Here is a 20,098-nt window from a genome sequence, read left to right as displayed (position 1 = left end):
GCTGGGCTTGCGTGGGTCATCGATTTCGGACAGACACTCCATCAGGCAGCCCCCTTCCGTCGCTCTCATGCGCTTGGCTCAAAGGCACGGAGTAGATGCGATTTTGAGAAAGGTTGCAAGATGAAGCGCTATCCTCTTGAAGACGAGGGACTATTTCACGCCTGCAATCTCATTGGAGAAGATGCTGTCCGAGTGCGGAAGCCCTGAGCCCTTGAGAGGCTTCGGCGGTGCCAGTGTTCTGGAAGTTGTAGAAGACCACATGGGCGACACGTACCGAGCTGTTTACACGGTCAGGATCGCCGACGCGGTCTATGTACTGCACTGCTTTCAGAAGAAGTCCAAGCATGGCATCGAAACACCAAAGCAGGACATGGATTTGATTCGGGAACGTTTGAAGGCTGCACAAGCGCACGCCAAAGGAGCTGGCCATGATTGAGATCGAAAAGGGAACTGCTAACGTCTATGAGGATCTCGGGCTAGCTGACGCTGCAGAGATGCAGGTCAAGGCAACACTGGCGGCAAAGATCGGCGAAATCATCAAACATCGTCGTCTCACCCAACTTCAAGCCGCAGAGATCCTCGGCATCCCTCAGCCAAAACTGTCCGGCATGCTGCGTGGCCAGTTTCGAGGTATCAGCGAGGCGAAGATGCTGGAGTGCATGAACCGGCTCGGGAGGGATGTCGAGATTGTCGTGCACAAACCGTCCCGTTCGCGCGCCACTGGGCGTACCAGCGTTGTGTTTGCCTGACTTCACCGAGGGCCGCGGGATGAAATTCCGGGGACGTTATACTTAATTCGCCTTACTAGCAGCATCGCGCCAGTCTGCCGCCCCTCCCCGCTCCCGATGCAGAGCCGCTGGCGCGCTACCGCGATCGCTATCTGGACTGCTTTGCGCCCGGCCTGTTACAGGGTAAGCGCCTGGCGCTGTACGAGCATTCGAGCGTGGCGCGCGACTTCCTGCGGGATCTCTTGGTCGCGCTCGGCGCCGAGGTGGTGTCGCTCGGGTATGCCGATACTTTCGTGCCAATCGATACCGAGGCGGTGAGCGCCGCGGACCAGGCGATGGAACAGGCGTGTGTGCGCGCGCATGGACTGGACGCGATCCTGTCGACCGACGGCGACGCCGACCGCCCGCTGATCGCGGATGAAACCGGCCAGTGGCTGCGCGGCGACGTGGTCGGCCTGCTCTGCGCCCGCTACCTTGGGGGCCAGGGTGGTGGTGACGACGGTCAGCAGTTCGACGGCGATCGAGCGCTGCGCGGCGTTCGCCGAGGTGCTGCGCACCCGCATCGGTTCGCCGTACGTGATCGAGGCGATGCAGCAGGCGCTGGCGGCCGGGCAGTCCGGCGTGGTGGGTTTCGAGGCCAACGGCGGTTTTCTGCTCGGCGACGCGGTCGTGCGCGACGGCCGCACCCTGCCCGCCCTGCCCACCCGTGACGCGGTCCTGCCCATGCTGGCGCTGCTGGCGCAGGCATTGCATCCCTGGTTCGTCATCGCGAGCCCGCAGGACGTGGCGAACGAGAGCACGTCATCGCGAGCCCGCAGGGCGTGGCGATCCAGTGCGTCGATACTGATATCAGTTCGCGCGTGGATGGCTGGCCAAGGCGAGGAGACGGAAGAACGAACTGGATTGCCACGGCGCGACGCGCCTCGCAATGACGGCACTGCCCCCAGGTTGTTGCATCCGGCTGGCGATGCAACAATTCGAGACCTGACCCCATGGTTGTTGCATCCGCAGCAATTCGAGCCTTTCCCCCTACTCTGCCTTGCGCAGGGCGGCGGCTTCGATGCGCATTTGGACGGGTTTGCTGAGGATTTCGAGCAGGATCAGCGAGCGGCTTTCGGCGTCTTCCATCTGGTAGATGGCTTCGATGCCGGCGAAGGGGCCGTCGGTGACGACGACGCGCTCGCCCTTGCTGAAGAGCGGACGGGGCTCTTCGTTTTGGGATTGCTCGTGCGCACGCAGCGCGTCGATCAGGCCGGCGTCGACCTTGGCCGGCTGGTCGCCGAAGCGGACGAGGGTGCGCACGCCGACGGTCGAGCGGATCGGCCCCCAGTTCTGGCCGGAACTGCTGGTGTCGAGGTGGATGAACAGGTAGCCGGGAAACAGGGCCTCCTCGACGAGCATCCGCTTGCGGCGGACGAGCTTTTCCCGCTTGAGCAGCGGCAGGTAGCATTCGTAGCCCTGCCGCTCGAGGTTTTCGAGGGCCAGGGTTTCCTGTCGGGGCTTGGCGTGGATCAGGTACCAGTACATGGGGTGAGGGAAGTTTGGTGTGTTTGCGGGGAGTGTGGGGAGGGTCAGGTCGCGACCAGGCCTACGAACTGGATCGCCACGCCCTGCTGGCTCGCGATGACGGGCTGCTGATTGGCTAAATGCAACAATTCGAGACCTGACCCCAGGAATGTTGCATTCCCGTCATTGCGAGTCCAGTTCGTAATCCAGTTCGTTCTCCGGTCTCCTCGCCCTTGGCGGCTATCCGCGAGCGCCCAAATACCAGACCTACCCACTGGATCGCCACGCCCTTCGGGCTCGCGATGACGGGCTGCTGGTCGCGGATGCAACAATTCCAGACCTGACCCCAAGAAGGTAGCACCCGAATGCAACAATTCGAGACCTGACCCCCAGGAAGTTGTGACCCCCAGGAAGTTGCAGAGGGGGTCAGCGGCCGTAGGTGTCTTCGAGGCGGACGATGTCGTCTTCGCCGAGGTAGCTGCCGGACTGGACTTCGATCATTTCGAGTTCGATGCGGCCGGGGTTGTGGAGGCGGTGGATTTCGCCGATGGGGATGTAGCTGGACTGGTTTTCGCTGAGCAGGAAGGTTTCGCTGCCGCGGGTGACTTCGGCGGTGCCTTTGACGACGATCCAGTGTTCGGCGCGGTGGTGGTGTTTCTGCAGGCTGAGCGAGGCGCCGGGCTTGACGCCGATGCGCTTGACCTGGAAGCGTTCGCCCATGTCGACCGAGTCGTACCAGCCCCAGGGGCGGAAGACCTTGCGGTGCACGCTGACCTGCGCGCAGTTGTCCTTTTCCAGGCGGGCGACGACGTCCTTGACCTGCTCGGCGTAGTCGCGGTGGGCGACGAGGACGGCGTCGGGGGTGTCGATGATCAGCAGGTCCTCGGTGCCGAGCGCGACCACCGGGCGATGCGGGGCGTGGATGAAGGTGTTCTGCGCGCGATGCGCGACGCCTTGGCCATGGACGCGGTTGCGTTCGTCGTCGGCTTCGGTCAGGTCGGCGACCGCGTTCCAGCTGCCGACGTCGCTCCACTGGCCGGTAAATGGCACCACGGCGACGTCGTCGTGCGGCTCCATGACTGCGTAGTCGATGCTCTGCGCGCGGCAGGCGGCGAAGGCGGCCGCTTCGGGGCGGATGAATTCGCTGCCCTTGCCGGCAACGCGCGCGGCACCCGCCGTGCTCGGGGCTTCGACGCCTTTGGCTGCCATCGCCTGGCGCGCGGATTGCAGGATGTCCGGTGCGTGCCGCTCAAGGGCGTCGATCAGGGTGCCGGCGCGAGTGAGGAAGATGCCGGCGTTCCAGAGCACGCCGCCGTCGAGGATCAGCTGGCGGGCGGTGGCGACATCGGGCTTTTCGAGGAAGCGGGCGACGCGATGGCTGCCGTCCGCGCGCTGTTCGCCCTGGCGGATGTAGCCGTAGGCGGTGCTCGGGAAACTGGGGACGACCCCGTAGGTGACGATGGCACCTGCTTGGGCGGCAGCGACGCCCTGTCCGATGGTCTCGGCGAAGGCCTGCGCATCGGGGATGTGGTGATCGGCCGGGCAGAAGAGCAGCAGTTCGTCGCGAGCAGAGGGATCTGAGCCCTCGACCACATGCAGCGCAGCCAGCGCCATTGCCGCGGCGGTGTTGCGCGCGACCGGTTCGAGGATGACGGGCCCGCTCACCTGCGCCGCATGCAGCGCGTCGATCAGCATGAAGCGGTGCTCCTCGGCAGCGACCGAGATCACCCGCTCGCCCAGGCGCGCGACGCGCTCGAGCGTGAGCTGGATCAGGCTCTTGTTGCCGACGAGCGGGACGAACTGCTTGGGGAAGCTCTTCCGGCTGAGCGGCCAGAGGCGCGTTCCCGAGCCGCCGCAGAGGATGACGGGGGTGATTTTGGGATGGGTCATGTTGGTCCGCCTGGTTGCGAAATTGCTGCTTTATCCTTGAAAACTCTTTTCACCCACGGAAGGTATGGGAGCCACGAAAGACACGAAAACACACGAAAAACATCAATTTCAAAACAGGGTCAGCACTCAAGCTGGTGGTCTGTTTCGCTTCGACGCGTAGGGCCACGAAAGCTTTCGTGTATTTTCGTGCATTTCGTGGCCAGGGGTATTCCCCGGGCTAGTTCGCGGCTGACGCCGCTCCCACCAGAGACCGCGACGGTGGGGCTTCCTGTGGGAGGGCCGTCAGGCCCGAAGCGCCGCTCGTTCGCGGCTGACGCCGCTCCCACGAAAAACGATCCTTTAATGCCGGTACGTCCCCGGAATTGCGGCGCACCTCCTGATTGCTCACCCTTGCCGCGTGACTGCCGCCTTGTTGGCGGCTGCCGCCGCGCCGATGGGGACGTGGCTGATCAGCTTCCAGCGAAAATGAACCAGGCGGCGATAGAGCAGCTGGTAGAGGATGGCGCTGGCGACGAAGCTGGCGATGAGCGCGGGCGTATTATCGTAGAAGAACACGGCGAGCAGCGCCGGCAGCAGTGCGTACAGCCAGAGCAGCGGCGAAACGGCGGAATTGCGCAGTACGGGCTTCCAGCGCAGCAGCAGCTTCTTGATGACGCGCGACTTGACGAGGCTGTGCAGATGCAGGCGGTCGGGGTGGCCGGGATGCTGCGAGCGGGCAAAACGCCGCGCCATGCTGAAGCCGACTTCGAGCACGGGGTAGGCACAGGCCAGCAGCGCGGCCCAGACCGATACTTCCGGGTTGCGCATCGGCAGCATCACCGCCACCCAGGCGATCAGGAAGCCGGTCAGGTAGGCGCCGCCGTCGCCGAGGAAGATCTTGCCGAGCGGGAAGTTGGCCAACCAGAAACCCAGGATGACGGCGCCGAGCACCAGGCAAAGCTTGGCAAGCAGGGGGTCGCCCGCCTCCCAGGCGATCAGGCCGAGTGCCGCAAGGCAGATCAGCGCGGTGCCGCTGGCCAGGCCGTTGAAGCCGTCGATGATGTTGATCGCGTTGGCGACGCCGGCGACGGCGAAGGCAGTGAATGCCACCGAAAGCGGCAGCCAGGACGAGAGCAGGATGTCGGCGCCCCAGACATCGACGCGCGTCATGCTGTAGCCGGTGAGCCACCAGGCCAGCACGCCGCTGGTCATGGTCGCCAGCAGCCGCTCGCGCACGCCGACGCGCTTGGTGAGGTCTTCGGCCAGTCCGAAGAGGAACGCGGGCACGCCGGCGATGATCATCGGAGCGAGCAGTTCGCTGCTTCCAGGAATTTGCGAACAGGCGGCGAAGAGTCCCGCCATCAGCGCGATTCCGCCGACCCGGGGGGTCGGTGCAGTGTGGAACTTCTGCACGCCTTCGTGGTTGTCGAGCGTGACGGCGCCATGCCAGCGCTTGGTCGCCACCAGCAGCACGCAGACGGCGAAACTGGCCAGAAACCCCGACAGCAGCAAGGGCAGCAATTCATCAAGGAGATTCATTCTGCTGATTTCGAGGTGAGGTTAATTCTTGGTCATACCCTGGACAATGATATTAACAAACACTTCATCATTGAGCCAGACCGAATGAATGACAACCAGGCAGCAAAATTATGAAAATATCGGTGAAGCCCGAATATTCCCAGTGCCTGCAACAATACGCTCGGCATGTCGTGCGGCGCCGTATTACATTGCAAGGTGGCGACGAGTGCAGCAATTAATCAAAAATTTTTCATCAATATAAAAACGTTCATCAATACAGCAACTACTGCGCACCCGATCCGTAGGTATAAGCTTGGTAGCGGTAGCCGTAGCGCTTGTACTTGTAGCCGTAGCCATACCCGTAGCGACGTTTGCTGAGGTCGAGGCCGTTGAAGATGGTGCCCTTGACCTGCACGCCGGACTGAGCGAGGCGCTTGCTGGTTTCCTGCAACTCGCCGAGCGAGGTGACCTCGGCGCGGGCGACGAGGAAGACGGTGCCGCTCTGCGGCGCGAGCACCGCGGTGTCGGCCACAGCGAGGACCGGCGGCGTGTCGATCAGCACCAGGTCGTAGCGGGCGGAGAGGCTCTCAAGCAGCGCGCTGGTGGACGGCGACATGAGCAGTTCGGCCGGGTTAGGCGGCAGCATGCCGGTGGTGATCAGGTCGAGTTGAGGAGCGACGCCGCTGCGCAAAACAGCGTCGAGCGGCTGGCTGCCGGCAATCAGCTCGGACAGGCCGTGGCCACGCTCCTGGTCGAAGAACTGGTGGATGTGGCCCTTGCGCAGGTCGGCGTCGACGAGCAGGACGCGCTTGCCCGCGGCGGCCAGCACGGCGGCGAAGTTGGCGCAGATGAAGGACTTGCCGATACCGGGCGTCGGCCCGGTGATGAGGACGCGGTTGCTCGATGCGTCGAGCATGGCGAACTGCAGCGCGGTGCGCAGGCTGCGCAGGCTTTCGATCGCCGCCTCGTCGGGTTTGGCGAGCGCGAGCAGGTGGCCGACGGGCTTGCCGGTCTTGATGTTCGCAGCCAGTTCGACCTGAGCGGGCGAATGCGGCACGGTCGCGAAGACGTTGAGGCCAAGCTCGCGCTCGATCTCGTCGGCGGTCCTGATCCCGGGGCGCAGTCGGTGGCGCAGGAAAGCCAGTCCGAGGCCGGCAAGCAGGCCGAGCCCCCCCCACAGCGCGACCATCCGGCCGCGATCCGGTTTGAACGGAGCTTCGGGAACGACGGCGACGTCGATGACGCGCACGTTGCCGACCTTGCCTTCCTTGACCAGCCGCAGCTGCTGGAAGCTGTCGAGCAGGCTGGTGTAGAGCTCGTTGTTGACCTTGACGTCGCGGGTCAGGCGCAGCAGGTCCTGCTGCACGGCGGGCAAACTCTTGGCCTTGCCCTCCAGCCCTCCGATCCTCGCATTGAGGTCCTTGATCTGCTCGTCCAGCGCAAGGACTGCCGGGTGCTGGCCGGTGAAGCGCTCGCCCAGTTCCTTGCGTTTTTGCTGCAGTTCGAAGAGCTTCACGCGGAGGTTGACACCTTCGCCGAGCGTTGACGACGCCTCGCTGTCGAGGTCGAAGATCCCCTTTTGCTTGCGGAACTCGTTGAACTTGTCTTCGGAAGCTTCCAGTTCGCGACGCAACTGCGGCAACTGGGTGTTGAGGAAGGACAGCGCCTTTTCGGCCTCGGCAGCGCTGCGTTCGGTATTCTGGCGTACGTAGAGCGCGCCGATCTCGTTGAGGATGCGCGTGGCGAGTTGCGGGTTGGGGCTTTCGAGGCTGACGCGCAGGATCCCCGACGATTTGCCCTGCTCGGTGATCTTGACGGCACCCTGAAGGGACCCGGTGATGCCGAGGAGCGAGGATCGGCTGAGGAAGAACTCGGCCCCAGGCTTGCCGACGGCGCCGGCGACGAGCAGTTCGCCACCCTGCCCTGCATGCTTGAATCCGAGCGGCTGGCCGAATTCACCCTGGCCGAGTACGTCGCCTGCGGACGAACGCAGTTCATAGCCGCTGGCGGTGAGCACGACCGAGAAGCGGTGTCCGCGCAGCGCGTCCGGCACCTCGAAAGAGCCGATCTGCAAGGACTCGTTACCGCTGACGTAACCGCTCATGCCGAGGAAGCCCGGATCGGAGGGCTCGCTGGCGTGCCGGGCGAGCCAGTTACCGACGACGGGTGACCGTTTTGGTGACACGCTCAGGTCAAGTTGCAGGTTGCGCACGACCTCGCTGATGATCGTGCGCGAGCGCAGGATTTCGATGTCGGCGCTGACGGAAGAGCCGACGTCGAACTGGCCGGCACCGCCCACCAAGGCGCCGATCGGGTTGCCTTTGGCTCTTTCGATCTGGATGAGCGTGTTTGCCTCATAGATCGGCGTCGCCCTGTAGGCATTGAAGCCGCCGAGCGCGAGCGCCGCGGCAGTGACGCCGGCGATCAGCCAGCGCTGGTCAATGACGATGTCGAGCAGTCCCAGCAGGTTGATACCGCCCTCGTCGTCGTCGATGGCGACGGCGGGCTGCTGCGCGAGTGGGCTGGTGTTGGGTAGGTTCATGGCGGAGCGAAGGAATTAGACTGTTGGCTGGCTGAAGGCGGCTCGGGATGGCTCAGGCGATCTGGCGGATGCGCGGCACCCAGGCGGCGACTCCGCCGGCGATCGCCGCCCAGGCAGCGTCGAAGACGGCACGCGGCGCGCGGTAGGGGTCGGCGATGTCGAACGGGGTCGCATCGCCCGCCTGACCGAAGTGGCCGAGGCGGAAGACCTTGCCGCGTACCATAGGAAACTGCTGTTCGAGCTGCAGCTTGTGCGCCTGCTCCATGACGAGGATGAGGTCGGCTTGCTGGCACAGCCACTGGCTGACCTGGCGGGCGCGATGTGCGGAGAGGTCGAGCCCCTGCTCGGCGGCGATCTCGATCGAGAACGGGTCGGCAGGCGCGCCGACCAGGGCGCCGAGCCCGGCAGAGCTGACCTGATGGCCGGGGAGTTCGCGGGCAAGGAGGACTTCCGCGAGCGGGCTGCGGCAGATGTTGCCAATGCAGAGGGTAAGGATGTTGCGCATCTTCAAATTCAGAGCAGAAATTCGGGCCTTACGGCCCTCCCACGAGAAACGGACGCCGTGCGGGAGGTTTTCGTGACAGCGGCGGAAACCGCGAACGGGCTGGCCGAGCGCTTGCAATCTACCAGATAGGTGCTGCGCATCATTCGGCGATCCTGCGGAAATTCTTGTTGAACATGTCGACGTTGCGCGCCTGGGTGAGGTCGTAGAGCTGGAACTCGCGGTAGAGGCGGGCGCCGCCGTCGCGGGTAAGCGGCGCGAGCCTGATGTCGGCGCGGCTGCGCGTCGAGGCGGTGGTCATCAGGTCGAACGGGATGGTAACGTAGATCCCCTTGTCGAAGCTGCCTTCGCCGAAGTCTTCGCTCGACACGTTGGTGAAGGTGGCCCAGGCGCCGAAGCGCACGCCGTTGTCGAATTCGCGCGCGAGGTCGAAGGTGACGCCGCTGTCGCCGGCGAGATAGCGGCCGACGCTGACGGTCGCCAGCACGTCCCTGAAAGGGCGATAGTAGCCGGTCAGGTGGCCGGTGAGCACGTCGTAGTCGCGCAGGCCGAAGTCCTGCGCGAAATCGCGCTGCTTGACCCAGTTGAGGTCGAGGCCGAGCGCCCACTCCTGGTGAAGCGGCCGCCAGAGCAGTTCGCCGCCGCCGCCCGCGTACATCGATTCGAGGTAGCCGCCGTAGATCATCCCGTACCAGTCGTCGTCGAGGCGGCGCGCGTGGCTGAGCTGGAGCAAGGGCATGGTGACTTCGGACGTCGTCCAGTACTGGCGAATGTCGGTGCGCACGCGTGGCAGCCGGCTCGGTGCGTCGTAGCGGAACTGGTCGAAGTTGTTGAGCAGGTTGCCGCTGACCTGGCCGCTGAGCCAGGTTCCCGGCTGCAGGCGGTACTCGGCGTTGACATTGGCACTGAACTGGTAGAGCAGGAAGGAGTCCGGTCCGCCGAGGCTCTGCCGGTAGCCGAGTGCGGCCCCCAAGGTGAGCGGCTTCTCGTCGGCGGCCGCGTACAGTGTCTTCTCGCTGCGCGGCGACGGCGAGGACTGCTCGGTGCTGCGGCGCAGGGGGCCCAGGTCGTCGTCTTCGAGCAAGAGCTTGCGGAAGCTGTCGCGCTTGACGCTGGTCTCGACCAGCTGCATGCCGTGGTTGCTGTCGACGATGGTGAACCAGTCGATGTCCTGGCCGGCGCTGTTGTCGAGCACGCGCGCACTGCGACCGACGGCGAGCGGGGTATGCAGGTAGCGGGTCTGTTCGCCGTAGATCACGAGTTCGCGTTCGCGTTCGGCGATGCGGCTGACGCGGTAGCCGGCACTTTGCTCGAGGCGCCGGGCGACCTCGGCCCAGTCGGGCGGCGCGCTCGGCCGCTCTCCGTCGCGGCGGAGCCTCTCGGCGGGCGGATCGGCGAGCTTGGGCGTCTCCGGCTGGCGGCCGCTGACGTCGGTGTGCAGGGTGATGCCGAACAGCGCGGTGTTGCCTCGCTCCCAGCCGGCGTGCACGTCGAGCCAGTCGTTCACCGCCCAGGTCGCGCCGAAGTTGAAGGGGCTGTCCTGCTTGACCGTGCTGCCGCCCGGCTCCTTGCGGTAGTCGCTGCCTTCGTATTCGAGCTTGAGTTGCAGCGGCGCCCACGGCGTCTGCCACTGCACGCCGCCGAACAGCGCGGCCGGACCATGGAAGTAGGTGTTGGTGCTGAACTTGCCACCCTGACCGACGTCTGGCCGCGGGCGCTCCTTGAAGCTGTCGCTCAGCCAGCCGAGCGGGTTGTCGATGTCGCCGCGCTGGCCGAGGTAACCCCAGCCGAGCCCCAAGCTGAAGTCGAAGTCGTTCACGCGCTTGCTGGCGACGACGTATTCGCCCGAGAAGAGCCCCGTACCGGCAATGTCGCGCCCGCCGACCGCGACTGCGGGCAGCCACCGACTCTCCTGCCACAGGCGCAGCTTGAGGTCGAAGGCCTTGTCCTTGTAAGACTGGTCGCCGCTCAATGACTCGGGACCGTAGTCGCGGGTACTGATCGAGGTGTAGCGGAAGACGCCTTCGAACCAGTCGAAGGGCTGCAGCGACAGGCTGTAGCGGCTGTAGGGCGTAGTGCGGTTGAAGTTGAGGCTGAGCGTGCCCTCGGGGGCCATGCGCGCGCTCGGCGTCTGCAGCAGGCCGACGCCGCCGTAGTCGTTCTGCATCGCCTGCGGGGCGGCGGCGACACCGCCGGCAGCGCTGCAGCTCGTGCACAGGGCGATGGCCAGCAGTTTGCGCCGCTTCATCGCTGCTCCCCGCTCGCCGGGTCCACGCTTGCAGCGGCCGGCAAGGGCTGCGTGGCGAGGAAGGCGGCCAGTTCGGCATTGAGCGAACGCACCTCGTCATCGGCGACGCCCTGTGCGGCGAGCAGGCTGCGCCAGGCTGACGCGCCGCGCAGCGGCAGCAGCAGACGGGCGCCGGGCGCCAGCGGCTGGCCCTCGTTGCGGTTCCAGGCGGCGATGCCGTGGCGCGACACCTTGCCGTCGGGCTGGATCACGATGAGCCAGTCGGGGTCGGCCTCGCCATGCGCCGGGCAGTCGCGCAGGTAGTCGGCGGCCGGGCGCAGGCCGACGAAGGGCAGCCGGCATTCCTTCTGCACGGCGCCGCTGACGGTGACGCTGTCGGGACGCGGCGGATAGAGCAGCCGGTCGCCGTCGGCCAGACGGTGGTTGAGCTGCGCTTCGAGTTCGAGGCGCACCGGGTCGAGCACGGTCGTCACTCGGCCGCTGACCTGCAGCGCGGAAACCTCCGCGTGCAGACGGCTCAGCAGGCTGGCGCGCTCGCCCTGCTCGTCGCGCAGCGCTTGCTGCTGCGCCTGCATCAGCTCGTGCAGGAGACCGGCTTTGAGGGCCTGCTGTTTCTCGCGCGCGGACGGGCGCAGCCAGGCCGCCCCGGCCAGATAGGCATCGGCGCGCACGCCGGCAGCCTGGGTGGCGTCGAACAGCCGCGCGTCGGCCGGCAGGCGCTGGGTTCCGGGGCGGGCGACGCGGCCGGAGACCTCGATACGGATCGGCTGCAGCGGGGTGGCAGGCTTGATGGTCGATGTCCCCTGCCAGCCTTCGGCCGCCTGGGCGAGGCCGGCCATCATGGCCAGGGTGGCGGCGGTCAGCGCAGCAAGGCGGGCGGGCTTGGCCGGGCGCGCACGGAGGAAGATCGGCCCGATCATTGCAGGCGGCTTCCGGGCGAGAGGCGCAGCGCGGTGAGCGTGACGCGCAAGTCCGACGTGAGTTGCTGCTCGCTCTTCAGGACAGTTCCGTCACGCGGGTCGACCCAGTGGCGGTTGCTACCGCTCAAGCCGGCGGCGGGGGCAGTCCATTGTTCGCGGATGGCAAGCACCTCAACGGCTTCGCCGAGGACTTCGATGCGTTCGCGGCCGAGTTGCTGGAAGCGCGAATGCAGGCGCACGCCGTAGCGGTAGCCTGGTCCCCAGTCGACGATGCGCTCGGCAGTGGCGCCGTCAGGCAGACGGTGCAGGCCGCTCGCGAATGGGTTGCTGCCGACGAAATGCGTTCCTTCAAGGTTCTCGGGAAAACCGGTAGTGCGCCGCACCAGGCCGTGTTCGGCGACGAGCACCTGCCCCGATGCCGACGCCCAGAACTGCTGCCCATCCTCGACCCGGCCGAGGACAAGCACGGCCGAGCCGAAGCGGGTGTCGAGCAGCAGCTGGTCGTAAGGAACGGACTGCACCTGCTCGCGGCTGAGCTTGAGCGGGACCGGGCCGGCCAGCGCCGCCTTGAAGGTGTCGCCCGAGGCCTGCATCAGCGGCGTGCATGCCGAGAGCAGCGACGCGACGACGAGCGTCAGGCCCGCCCCCAGGCTGATCTTGGCAAACGACATCCGGGCTTAACGTCTCTGCAGCGCGTTGCTGGTGTTAACGCCCGACATCATCAGCATGTTGGTCGGCAGCAACTGGCTGATGAAGCGGTTCCAGCGCGTGATGCCGGCCGGCCCGACATAGACCACGTCCTGCGGCCGGACCTCGAACTGGGAGGCCAGGGTGAAGGCGACGGGCGACTTTGCCTCGAGCTGGAAGACCTGCGCCGGACGTTGCTCGATCTCTTCGGCGCCGCGGATGACATAGACCGCGTTGGCGTTGGAAGTCTCCTGGCGCAGGCCACCGGCGCGACCGATCGCGTCGAGCAAGGTCACGCTGCGCGTGTCGAAGAGGATCGCGGTGGGTTGGCTGACCTCGCCGAAAACGTAGGCGCGCCGCCGGTCCTTGTACGGCAGGTGGATGTGATCGCCCGCCTTCAGGTAGATCGCGGCCAGCTTCGAGTTGCCGCGCTCGAGTTCGTCGATGTCGAGGCGATACTCGCGCCCGTCGCGCGTCAGGGTGAAGCCGGAGGGATCCGCCTCGCCGACCTTGATCCCTGCCTTGCCCAAGGCGTTGAACAGGGTGAGAGGAACGTGGGTGATCGGCAGCGGATCGTTCTTGGCGAAAGCGCCGGAAAGCTGGACCTGGGCGCTCTGATAATTCGCGACTGCGACCTCGAGTTGCGGGCTGACGATCCATGCGGACAGGCGCTGGGTCAGGGCAGTGCGCACTTCCTCGACGGTCATTCCCGCCACCTGGATCTTGCCGACGTAGGGAAAGTAGAAGCTGCCGTCCGGCTGCACCGTGCTGCCCCTCTCGCTCGTCTGCTGCTGCAACCCTGCCGGATTGGTCAGTTCGGGATGCTCCCAGACGGTGACCTGCAGGGTATCGTTCGGACCGACCCGGTACGGCTCCGGCTTGTAGCTCAACAAGTCGGCCGGCACCCCCTCCTTCTTGCGCAGCGCCTGCTGGATGGAGAGCAGCTTTGGCGTGATCGGCACCAGCTCGACCCGGCCCTGGTCGTCGGCGTCACCGCCCTGCAGGGAAGCGGTGTCGAGATGCTGGCCGGGCGCGAAGGCGCAGCCCTGGAGGGCGAGAACTGTTGCAACAGCGATCAGGTATGGGGATTTCATGCCGGAGAAACGCTAATCGTGATAAAAATAACCGGCGCTCGTGGCGCCGGTGGTGCGCGTACTCGCGCCTGTTGGCCGAGGCGCTCTCTGTTATTGCGTCGTCGTACCGGAGGTCGGGCTGGAGCCCCCTCCACCGCCGCCGCCCGCAGCTGCCGCCACGCCGGCAACGGCTGCCGTGGTAAGAGCAACGGTGGTCAAGCTAACGGTCGTGGCAACCCCAACCGCCCCGGCAGCAGCGAGCGAACCGGCAGCTCCTGCCGCTCCGGCGGCTCCGGCCGCGCCAGCGGCAGTACCGGCGGCGGTAGTGCCTGCTGCGGTGGTGCCGGTGGCAGTCGTTCCCGCAGCGGTGGTGCCGGTCGCGGTCGTCCCGGTAGCCGTTCCTGCAGTGGTCCCGGCAGTCGTGCCGGTGGATCCCGAAGTAGCGCCCCCCGCCTCCTGGGCGAAGGCGCCGGTCGACGCGAGGGAAAGCGCCGCAGCGAAAAGAACGGTTTTCTTCATGTCGATGCTCCGGAAAAAATTCTTCCTAGTTTAACAGAGGATCGCGACCAACCGGACATCACGCATTTCCGGGGACGTGATACTTGATTCAATTGGCAAACCACGTAGGAGCTTGCTTTGAGCGTCCCAACCCACTCCATGCAATCTTACCGACACAATTTTGCAATTTTGTGCAACACACCGGGGTCAGGTCTCGAATTGTTGCATTCCGATTCGGGCCTGACGGCCCTCCCACAAGAGGCTGATGCCGACGCGATCGGGAGCCCGTCATCGCGAGCCCGCAGGGTGTGGGGATCCAGACAACGCGTCATCGCGAGCCCGCAGGGCGTGGCGATCCAGACAACGCGTCATCGCGAGCCCGAAGGGCGTGGCGATCCAGACAACGCGTCATCGCGAGCCCGAAGGGCGTGGCGATCCAGTGCGTGGGGCTTATATCCGGGCGCCCATGGATAGCCGGCAAGGGCGAGGAAACAGAAGAACGAACTGGATTGCCACGGCGCTACGCGCCTCGCAATGACGACATTGTTGCCACGGAACGAGACGCCTCGAAATGACCGGATCGCGACGCGTCATCGCGTGCACACCGGGGTGTGGGGATCCAGACAACGCGTCATCGCGAGCCCGCAGGGCGTGGCGATCCAGTGCGTGGGGCTGATCTCGGGTTGCACGAGTTGGCGAGGCCGCAAAACTGGAAGAACGAACTGGATTGCCACGGCGCTACGCGCCTCGCAATGACGACATTGTTGCCACGGAACGAGGCGCCTCGAAATGACCGGATCGCGACGCGTCATCGCGAGCCCTCAGGGCGTGGGGATCCAGACAACGCGTCATCGCGAGCCCGCAGGGCGTGGCGATCCAGTGCGTGGGGCTGATTTCGGGTTGCACGAGTTGGCGAGGCCGCAAAACTGGAAGAACGAACTGGATTGCCACAGCGCTACGCGCCTCGCAATGACGACATTGTTGCCACGGAACGAGGCGCCTCGAAATGACCGGATGGCGACGCGTCATCGCGTGCACACCGGGGTCAGGTCTCGAATTGTTGCATTCCGATTCGGGCCTGACGGCCCTCCCACAAGAGGCTGATGCCGACGCGATCGGCAGCCCGTCATCGCGAGCCCGAAGGGCGTGGCGATCCAGTACAAGGGCTTATATCCAGGCGCCCATGGATAAGCCGGCAAGGGCGAGGAAACAGAAGAACGAACTGGATTGCCACGGCGCTGCGCGCCTCGCAATGACGGCATTGTTGCCACGGAACGAGGCGCCTCGAAATGACCGGATGGCGACGCGTCATCGCGTGCACACCGGGGGCAGGTCTCGAATTGTTGCATTCCGATTCGGGCCTGACGGCCCTCCCACAAGAGGCTGATCCCGACGCGATCGGGAGCCCGTCATCGCGAGCCCGAAGGGCGTGGCGATCCAGTACAAGGGCTTATATCCGGGCGCCCATGGATAAGCCGGCAAGGGCGAGGAAACAGAAGAACGAACTGGATTGCCACGGCGCTACGCGCCTCGCAATGACGGCATTGTTGCCACGGAACGAGGCACCTCGAAATGACCGGATGGCGACGCGTCATCGCGAGCCCTCAGGGCGTGGGGATCCAGACAACGCGTCATCGCGAGCCCGCAGGGCGTGGCGATCCAGTGCGTGGGGCTGATCTCGGGTTGCACGAGTTGGCGAGGCCGCAAAACTGGAAGAACGAACTGGATTGCCACGGCGCTGCGCGCCTCGCAATGACGACATTGTTGCCACGGAACGAGGCGCCTCGAAATGACCGGATGGCGACGCGTCATCGCGTGCACACCGGGGTCAGGTCTCGAATTGTTGCATTCCGATTCGGGCCTGACGGCCCTCCCACAAGAGGCTGATGCCGACGCGATCGGCAGCCCGTCATCGCGAGCCCGAAGGGCGTGGCGATCCAGTACAAGGGCTTATATCCAGGCGCCCATGGATAAGCCGGCAAGGGCGAGGAAACAGAAGAACGAACTGGATTGCCACGGCGCTGCACGCCTCGCAATGACGGCATTGTTGCCACGGAAAGAGGCGCCTCGCAATGACTGCATTGTTGCCACGGAACGAGGCACCTCGCAATGACGTCAGCGAATGGCTGCGTTTCATGCTCAGGGGTGGCACGACTCGCCATGATCGTTAGCGCAGCGCACACCGACAATCATGTTGGCGTAGGTCGGGTTGGCGCAGCGTAAGCCGGCAATCACGCGCATTCAGAACTCGAACTCCATCTGCGCATCGTCCATTGCCGCCTTGCGCGTGCGCTTCGTCGGGCGCTTGCGCGAGCCGTGGCGCTCGACGATCGCGGCCTTGGCGGCCTTCACCTCGGGACGGGCGCGCAGGGCGTGCAGGCGGGCCTTGGCCGCGCGCGTGGCCGTTTCGAGGTCGACGAGCGGCTGGGGGATGTCTTCGCCGACGCGCACGCCGCAGCGCGCCTGCAGGTCGGCGGGCATGCGCCAGGGTTCAAACAGCCAGGTGTCGGGCACGCGGCGCAGTGCCGGCAGCCAGCGGCGGACGAAGTGTCCCCGGGGGTCGTGGTCGCGTGCCTGCTTGATGGGGTTGTAGACGCGCGTGGTGTTGATGCCGGTCGTGCCCGACTGCATCTGCATCTGGCTCCAGTGGATGCCGGGCTCGTAGTCGAGGAACTCGCGCGCCAGCCACAGTCCGACCGGGCGCCAGTGCAGCCACAGCGGGTAGGCGGCGACCGAGACCAGCATGGCGCGCATGCGGAAGTTGATCCAGCCGGTTTCCCTCAGCATCGCGACGCAGGCGTCAACCAGCGGCCAGCCGGTGCGGCCGGCGACCAGCGCGTCGAAATGCGCCTGGTTCCAGTCGTTTTCGCGCAGGCCGTCGTAGCCGCGGTGCAGGTTGGAAAACTCGAGCGCGGGTTCGCTCTCCAGTTTCTGGATGAAGTGGCAATGCCAGTACAGGCGGCTGACGAACGCCGACAGGCCGGCGCGGCGGCGGTCGCCCTCGGGCAGCCGGGCGCCTTGCAGGCGAGCGGCCTGCACCACCTCGCGCAGGCTGAGCTGACCCCAGGCGAGGTAGGGCGACAGGCGCGAGCAGGCGGTCGGCGCCGACAAGGGCGAGGAGATGCCGCCGCGGTACTGGCCGCTGCGCTCGTCGAGGAAGCTGTGCAGGCAGTCGAGCGCGGCCTGTCGTCCTCCCGACTGGCGGCGGGGAGGCGTTTGTGCGGAGAGGCCGAGCGCTTCGACGGTCGGCGCGCGCTGTGCGGGCCAGGGCAGGTCGACGAAGCTCGGCTTAGCCACGGGGATTGGGGGCGCCGCGACATGCGCCTCCCAGGCCGATTGCCATTTATTGCGATCGGTCAGCCGGCGGACGACGCCGAACTGCGGGAACTCGTGCCAGCGCACGCCCTGCTCGCGGCACCAGCGCGCCACCGCCCGGTCGCGTTCGTAGCTGGCGCCGTTGCCGGTTTCCTCGTGGGAGTAGAGCGAGGAAAACGGCGCCTGCGCGTGCAGCCTTGCCAGTACCTCGGGCATGTCGCCGACCAGGAGGTGCAGTCGCCCACCGAGGCGGCGCAGGGCTGCGTGCAGCTCGCGCGCGCCTTCGAGCATGAGGTGATAGTGCTGCGCGGCCGCGTCCGGCTGTGCCCACAGCGCCGGCTCGACCACGAACAGGCACAGCACCGGCCCGGCGCGCGCAGCCGCGGCCAGCGCCGCATGATCCTCGACGCGGAAATCGCGCTTGAACCAGACCAGGCCGTAGGACATGAGCTTCTGCAGGTGGCAATTCCGGGGACGTTATACTGAATGCAACAATTCCAGACCTGACCCCCGGTTTTGTAGCATCTGCTCGGCGAGGGCGCGGCCGCTGAGCCAGGCGCCTTCGACGCGGCCGCCGTTGAGCCAGTCGCCGCACAGTCCGAGGCCTTCGTCGGGGTGCCACAGACAGCCGCCGTCGACGGCGGAGTCGGTGATGGCGTAGCGCCAGCGATGGGCAGTGCAGGAGGCCGGGGCGCTGCCGCCGAGGGTCTCGAAGGCGTCTACCAGGGCCTGCGTCACCGAATCGCTGTCGTCCTCGATGTGTTCTTCGCTCCAGGCCGAGCTGGCGTGCAGGGTCCAGGTTTCCTGTCCGTCGCGGCCCGGCTTGCTGCCGTTGCGCGCCACCCAGCGCAAGGGTCCGTCATTGACGAAGGCGGCGTCGAAGGGCAGGTCGAGTGGTGCGCCTGGACGCAGCATCAGCGCCCAGCAACCCTGCATGCGCGCACGGGAGGCTTCGCTCGCCAGCGCCGACGAGACGGGCGCCAGCAGCGGGACGGCCTGCGGCGCGGGGACGGCAACGACGACGGCGTCGAACCGCTCGTCGAGTTCGCCCTGCTCGGCAGAATCGACCCGCCATCCGTCCGCGTCGCGACGCAGTGCTGTGACGGTGATCCCGTTGTGCAGGTTCAAGCCTTCGGCGAGCAGTTGCGCGGGCGCGGTCATGCCCGGTACGCCGACGAAGCGCTGCAGTTTTTCGCTGGAGGCACGCACACCGCCCGCCTCGAAGGCGCAGAGCCGGGGCGTCCACAAGGCGGCGGCTCCGGCTTGCTGCCAGCGCGCCACCTCGACACGAAAGTCAGGATCACGCGCGGTGAAGTACTGCGCGCCGTGGTCGGCGACCCAGTCCGCGCTGTGGCGGGTGCTCATCCGGCCGCCGGCCACCCTGCCCTTGTCCAGGACAGTCACCGTGAATCCGCCCTCATGCAGGCGGCGGGCAGCAGACAGTCCGGCGATGCCGGCGCCAATGACAAGACAACGTGGAGTGGAGTTCATCGATATGCTTTCGGGGGTTTTTGCAATGCTGGAGACAAGCTGCCATGGACAGGGCTGGAGACGATACACTGCTTTTTTGTCCTGGACAATCCGGCATCAGCCGCCTAACATCTGCTGCGTGATCGGGTCCTCTGATTCAGCAGCCTGCGTTCAGGCTGAGCATAGCGAAGCCCGCTAGTGGTGAAGCCCTTCGACAGGATCAGGGCGAACATGAATTGGGGGGACGGTACACTCAATGCAACAATTCGAGACCTGACCCCGCTTTTGTAGCAACAGGAACTTGCCATGAACGATCTGAACTCCGACTCCGTCCGTCGCACTGCCGCCTGGCTCGGCTACGGCGGGCTGATCCCTTTCGTCGTGCTCGCCCCCGCGAGCCTGCTCGACCCGATTCACGGTCTCAGCTGGAGCGATGCGCTCTTCGGCTACGGGGCGGTCATCCTGAGTTTCGTCGGCGCCCTGCACTGGGCTTTCGCGATGACGGCGAGCGGGCTCGACGAGCAGCAGCGCGTGCGCAGCCTGATCTGGAGCGTCGTGCCCGCGCTGATCGCCTGGCCGGCGCTGCTGCTGATGCCGGCTTTCGCGGCCGTGCTGCTGGTCGGTGGCTTCGCGGTGCATTACTTGGTCGACCGCAGCCTCGCCCGGCGCGCCAACCTGCCCGCCTGGTACCTGCCGCTGCGCCTGCGCCTGACCGTGGTCGGCAGCCTCAGCCTCGTCGCCGGCGCCTTCGTGACGGTTTAACGATCATGGCGAGTCGTGCCACTCCTGAGCATGAAACGCAGCCATTCGCTACCGTCAGTGCGAGGCGCGTAGCGCCGTGGCAATCCAGTTCGTTCGTCCGTTTTCTCGCCCTTGCCGGCCATCCACGCGCGACCCGATGACAGCCCTACGCCCTGGATCGCCACGCCCTTCGGGCTCGCGATGACAAGTCGCTATCCCGTCATTGCGAGGCGCGCAGCGCCGTGGCAATCCAGTTCGTTCTTCTAGCTTCGCGGCCTCGCCAGCTGATGAGCTGCTGATCGCGACAGCTTCGGCAGATCAGGGCAGCCGATGTTCAAGAACATTGTTCCACCTGAGCCTCTTTCAAAAGGCCCGCTCCATGCAGAATTCTTTTGCGCGAGCGGCAAAAAATGAGGAGCGGGCTGCCATTTCTGGCATGATGAGATTGTCTAAGTCATCATCACTTTGCCCGCTCAAATGA

15 protein-coding genes and 2 pseudogenes are annotated in these 20,098 nt (G+C 65.7%); 5 read left to right on the top strand and 12 right to left on the bottom strand.

The genetic code is table 11. The annotated features are described in order from the left end of the window. Positions 1–181 precede the first annotated feature (181 nt). The 4 genes and pseudogenes from CCR84_RS09550 to CCR84_RS16495 form a co-directional block, all read left to right on the top strand. Positions 182–436, top strand: coding sequence for a type II toxin-antitoxin system RelE/ParE family toxin (locus CCR84_RS09550; protein WP_201211681.1), 255 nt, complete (start codon positions 182–184; stop codon positions 434–436). Then, entirely contained in the window at positions 429–749 is a 321-nt protein-coding gene (locus tag CCR84_RS09545) for a helix-turn-helix domain-containing protein (protein WP_201211679.1), read from the top strand. The genes CCR84_RS09550 and CCR84_RS09545 overlap by 8 nt, the downstream gene beginning before the upstream one ends. Before the next feature lie 74 nt (positions 750–823). Beyond that, a pseudogene (locus CCR84_RS16790) lies at positions 824–1,096 on the top strand (phosphomannomutase); the annotation flags it as partial. A gap of 49 nt (positions 1,097–1,145) precedes the next feature. Beyond that, positions 1,146–1,409, top strand: a pseudogene (locus tag CCR84_RS16495) (hypothetical protein); the annotation flags it as partial. A 348-nt stretch (positions 1,410–1,757) separates the two neighbouring features. Here the strand turns inward: CCR84_RS16495 and rfaH are convergent. The 12 genes from rfaH to CCR84_RS09480 all read right to left on the bottom strand — a co-directional run bounded on the left by rfaH (position 1,758) and on the right by CCR84_RS09480 (position 18,897). Beyond that, positions 1,758–2,255: a transcription/translation regulatory transformer protein RfaH gene (gene rfaH / locus CCR84_RS09535; protein WP_201211676.1), complete on the bottom strand. Its 498-nt coding sequence runs from the start codon at positions 2,253–2,255 to the stop codon at positions 1,758–1,760. A gap of 405 nt (positions 2,256–2,660) precedes the next feature. After that, a complete protein-coding gene (locus CCR84_RS09530; RefSeq protein ID WP_201211674.1) occupies positions 2,661–4,124 on the bottom strand; it encodes a mannose-1-phosphate guanylyltransferase/mannose-6-phosphate isomerase in 1,464 nt (487 codons plus the stop codon). A 384-nt stretch (positions 4,125–4,508) separates the two neighbouring features. Beyond that, positions 4,509–5,642 (bottom strand): MraY family glycosyltransferase, encoded by a 1,134-nt coding sequence (locus CCR84_RS09525; RefSeq protein ID WP_201211672.1) that lies wholly within the window; start codon positions 5,640–5,642, stop codon positions 4,509–4,511. Positions 5,643–5,904: 262 nt separating this feature from the next. After that, on the bottom strand, positions 5,905–8,163 hold the full coding sequence (locus tag CCR84_RS09520) for a polysaccharide biosynthesis tyrosine autokinase (protein WP_201211670.1): 2,259 nt from the start codon (positions 8,161–8,163) through the stop codon (positions 5,905–5,907). Between the two features lie 52 nt (positions 8,164–8,215). Next, positions 8,216–8,668: a low molecular weight protein-tyrosine-phosphatase gene (locus tag CCR84_RS09515; protein WP_201211668.1), complete on the bottom strand. Its 453-nt coding sequence runs from the start codon at positions 8,666–8,668 to the stop codon at positions 8,216–8,218. 139 nt (positions 8,669–8,807) lie between these two features. Next, positions 8,808–10,913: a YjbH domain-containing protein gene (locus CCR84_RS09510; protein ID WP_201211666.1), complete on the bottom strand. Its 2,106-nt coding sequence runs from the start codon at positions 10,911–10,913 to the stop codon at positions 8,808–8,810. Continuing rightward, positions 10,910–11,833 (bottom strand): capsule biosynthesis GfcC family protein, encoded by a 924-nt coding sequence (locus CCR84_RS09505; RefSeq protein WP_201211664.1) that lies wholly within the window; start codon positions 11,831–11,833, stop codon positions 10,910–10,912. The genes CCR84_RS09510 and CCR84_RS09505 overlap by 4 nt, the downstream gene beginning before the upstream one ends. Next, on the bottom strand, positions 11,830–12,504 hold the full coding sequence (locus CCR84_RS09500) for a YjbF family lipoprotein (RefSeq protein WP_201211662.1): 675 nt from the start codon (positions 12,502–12,504) through the stop codon (positions 11,830–11,832). Before CCR84_RS09500 ends, CCR84_RS09505 begins: the two co-directional genes overlap by 4 nt. A gap of 6 nt (positions 12,505–12,510) precedes the next feature. After that, positions 12,511–13,614, bottom strand: coding sequence for a polysaccharide biosynthesis/export family protein (locus tag CCR84_RS09495; protein ID WP_201211660.1), 1,104 nt, complete (start codon positions 13,612–13,614; stop codon positions 12,511–12,513). 90 nt (positions 13,615–13,704) lie between these two features. Further along, the gene (locus CCR84_RS09490; RefSeq protein ID WP_201211658.1) at positions 13,705–14,112 is read right to left on the bottom strand and encodes a hypothetical protein; all 408 of its coding nucleotides are present in this window, start codon (positions 14,110–14,112) and stop codon (positions 13,705–13,707) included. 2,220 nt (positions 14,113–16,332) lie between these two features. Continuing rightward, positions 16,333–17,853, bottom strand: coding sequence for a cryptochrome/deoxyribodipyrimidine photo-lyase family protein (locus CCR84_RS09485; protein ID WP_201211656.1), 1,521 nt, complete (start codon positions 17,851–17,853; stop codon positions 16,333–16,335). 30 nt (positions 17,854–17,883) lie between these two features. Beyond that, positions 17,884–18,897 carry an NAD(P)/FAD-dependent oxidoreductase gene (locus CCR84_RS09480; protein ID WP_201211655.1) on the bottom strand — a complete coding sequence of 338 codons (1,014 nt, stop codon included), beginning with the start codon at positions 18,895–18,897 and terminating at the stop codon, positions 17,884–17,886. Between the two features lie 285 nt (positions 18,898–19,182). Between CCR84_RS09480 and CCR84_RS09475 the strand changes: the two genes are divergently transcribed. Further along, positions 19,183–19,638: a DUF3429 domain-containing protein gene (locus CCR84_RS09475; RefSeq protein WP_201211654.1), complete on the top strand. Its 456-nt coding sequence runs from the start codon at positions 19,183–19,185 to the stop codon at positions 19,636–19,638. The last annotated feature ends 460 nt before the right edge of the window (positions 19,639–20,098 follow it).

Source organism: Rhodocyclus purpureus (genome assembly GCF_016653115.1).
GTDB classification, from domain to species: Bacteria; Pseudomonadota; Gammaproteobacteria; order Burkholderiales; family Rhodocyclaceae; genus Rhodocyclus; species Rhodocyclus purpureus.
The sequence above is the reverse complement of the archived record's forward strand: the minus strand, read 5'-3'. Positions and strand labels throughout refer to the sequence as shown.